We start from the raw sequence: 2886 nt of genomic DNA, 5'->3' as shown, positions 1-2886 counted from the left end.
ATCTCCGCCGATTCGAGATGACAAGTGAATCATCAAGCCCCCTCGGTGGCGAGGGGGTTCTTCAGCAGACTGCTAGAACAGACTTGGGGCTGCTGGAATTATTTTTCATTTGCGGCGGACGATGACAAGGGCCCAAGAACCAGTCACGTCGTCCAGCGAACGTCAATATCGGTCAGTTGAGTATTAACAGAAATCTCTCTCTTAGGTAGAACGCGCCATGCGCGATTCTCCAGCTTTGTTTCTAGCACCGTACTCGGTAGGTCTTCGAAACCAAGTGCGGCAGGCCTATGCGTCCCTCGTGAAGCCGGCGCAGAGCCAGCCGATTACCCAGAATACGAAGAAGGCGATAACTGCGGCAATTCCCGTGGCGACAAACCCCCAACCGAGGTAGGAAGCCGCCTCGGTTGTCATAAACGTCGGTGCTGGCGAGTCCGCGATTGCGATCACCTCGCTTATCGTCCTGTAGGAGTGATAGTAGTCGTTGCAGCCGCCCACGCTGTAGTCGAGGGCGCTGCTGTACTCGTATTTCTTTTTGAACGTCCAGCCAGCGCGGGCGAGCCGCGCGATACACTCGGCACTTCGATGTGAATCCGTCGCAGAGTTGAGAGTGCTAACAGCGCTGATGATCGAGAGCGATGCGCCGGCCAATCCGATGATCACGGCCACCACCGCACCAACGCGAGTAAAGCCTCGAATGAACCGGGCCCCTGCGCTCAGCGCCACTGGCTGCCGTTTGTCGTATGGTCGTAGATCGGTCATTCCTACCCCCTGCGCGGTGAGCTTACCAAGGCTGCTCAACGCTGTCTCTCCCACCTCAGTGCCGCCAGCCCTTTTTGTCGAAGACTGTTTCGTATCCTTCCGGAAGGCGCGGGGTTTCGCAGGGCTCCGGCACATTGCAGGCCGGGCAGGGCGCACCAGCTCCACCACATCCGCAAGCATGCTTCCCCTCCCACGCCCGCTTTGGGTGGTTCTCACAAACCCAGCCGCTGTCCTCGCACAGAAGGCACTTCATGTTGTGCACATAGGAATTTGACGGTGGGATGCTAGGGAATTTGCCGGGTGGTGCGAGTCGTATTACGTTAGAGGTGGCGCGGCCGGCTGGCAGGCCAAACGCGGCACCTCTGGTAGAGTCTTCGTGTCCTAGAACACGTCAAGGTGTTGCAGCCTTAAGCCAAGCCAAGACGATAACCAGAATCAGTACGACACCGCCGGTGCCGGCAATCCCGGTACCGGCAATGTCGACCGGTCCCAGCTTAAGCGCTAGAGCATTTAAGTACATAATTTAACCTCAGGTTGTCGGTTGGGGCATGCTGGCGCGCCTTACGAGAACGAGCCGGTTTGCCGAAACGTTCCTCGAATCACGGTCGGCATGCTGGTCCTATTGGACACTCGCCAGCCTGCCTTCCGCAATGCGCGGCGCAAGCAGCCGACGCCATATCAACAAGCAGGCAGCGTAATAGTTGATCAAAAACGCGATTTGTCATTTACTTTCTTGGCCTTGTAACGGGCCCGCTACATCCGTGATTCTACGGCTTCCGCCTAAGAAAACAGCTTGGCTCCTTCCGGCGTGATCTTCACGTAGGTGCCGCTCTCATGCATCCACAGCCAACCGCGCTCGATCGCTAGCTTAAGGCCGGCGCTATATTCGGCCGGCTTAGCCTTCTCCCGATCTATGAACGGGTAGTTGATCTTCTCGATGTGGATGCGCCCGTCTTGTACGGGCTCGATCGTGCTCGCGATCTCCATCAGCCGGCGGGCGGCTTTTTCGGGATCGGCGTAGGGTCTGCCTTCCACGTACTTCATATGGTCTACAGTGCGATCCCGTGCTGAGCGCAGAATTGTTGAAGAGTGAGGCGCACAGAAGTCACGAGATCTAGGAAGAGCAGGTCTTTGCCCCCTGGGCCCTCGAGCATGACTTTCTCGTTCGTGTCAAAGGCTGATTGATCGAAGACATCAGGAGAAAAGGTGCTCGGGCTTGAGTAGGTGTTTGCTGCGTGTGACGGAGAAGAGGGGTGGGTGCCTGGGCGCGTCAGAGAAAAATGTTTCGCGGAATTGGCTATGTTCCTGACAAGCTCAAAATTGAGATCGATATCCCGCAACGCATTTGCGAACGACGAGTCATTGTGGACTAGCGTCATTGTTCCTGTTCCGTCCTTGAACTGGAGGTTCACCGACCGCCAATAGGACTGCCCTTTCTCTTTGTAGATCCAGTCCGACATGTGGAAGAGCGAAATTGCGCAATGGAATGCTTTGCGTAAATTTCCACTGTCGGCCTGGAATTCCTGAAAGTCGGGCTCGACGAACTCATCCCAGTATTTTTTACAGGTATCGATTTTTGTTTTCACTTAGGTTGTCCCAGTACATCGACTATATTCTAAATTGTTGCCGCCGATAACGTGCTAGTCAAGCCCTACCTATGAGAGGGTACCTGTCTCATTTGTGCCAAGGTCGGGTTCGGTCCTGCGGGATTCGGCGGGCTTGCGCAATGTCCGCCTCGCTTAGGCGGGAGCGCACCCGCAGCCATGCGGCCTTGAAAAGAAGCTTGGCATCCTCGAGGTCTGCGGTGCTGCCGCGGTGATCAGGAAGCTGGGGGACGTTAGGCAGGATTACAGCCCAATTCCAGATGTCGTGGCCGCCGACGCCGTGGGTGGATGCGCCCGATCGTGAAGCCATCCCAGACCACCACATAGTCGCCTTCGCGCCTCTCGCCGCCGATGACGGTTGGGCGGAGGAAGAGCTGGTCGGGAGAGGGCATTTCCATAGCCGCATGATTTAGGAACACGCGGATGGAAATCCAGCTCTCGTTGCTCTAGGTCGTGTGGACAGTTACCGCAACCAAAGCAGAGTTGCGGCAATAGTGACGACGGCAAAGTAATTTTTGGCGGT

Annotated in this window: 3 protein-coding genes; all 3 read right to left on the bottom strand. The window is 56.4% G+C overall.

Features of this window, described 5'->3' with window-relative positions:
- Positions 1–285 precede the first annotated feature (285 nt).
- On the bottom strand, positions 286–798 hold the full coding sequence (locus ACZXDY_RS45275) for a hypothetical protein (protein WP_464349935.1): 513 nt from the start codon (positions 796–798) through the stop codon (positions 286–288).
- 741 nt (positions 799–1539) lie between these two features.
- The gene (locus ACZXDY_RS45270; RefSeq protein WP_464349934.1) at positions 1540–1803 is read right to left on the bottom strand and encodes a hypothetical protein; all 264 of its coding nucleotides are present in this window, start codon (positions 1801–1803) and stop codon (positions 1540–1542) included.
- A 5-nt stretch (positions 1804–1808) separates the two neighbouring features.
- Complete coding sequence (locus ACZXDY_RS45265; protein WP_464349933.1) at positions 1809–2345, bottom strand: hypothetical protein; 537 nt, start codon at positions 2343–2345, stop codon at positions 1809–1811.
- Between the last annotated feature and the right edge of the window lie 541 nt (positions 2346–2886).

It is taken from the genome of Bradyrhizobium sp. LeoB3 (assembly GCF_055456055.1).
This window is presented reverse-complemented; position numbering and strand designations above follow the sequence as displayed.

Bases quoted from the DNA above. Each gene is read 5' to 3' on its own strand.
- ACZXDY_RS45270 (WP_464349934.1), bottom strand. From the start codon at position 1,803: ATGAAGTACGTGGAAGGCAGACCCTACGCCGATCCCGAAAAAGCCGCC.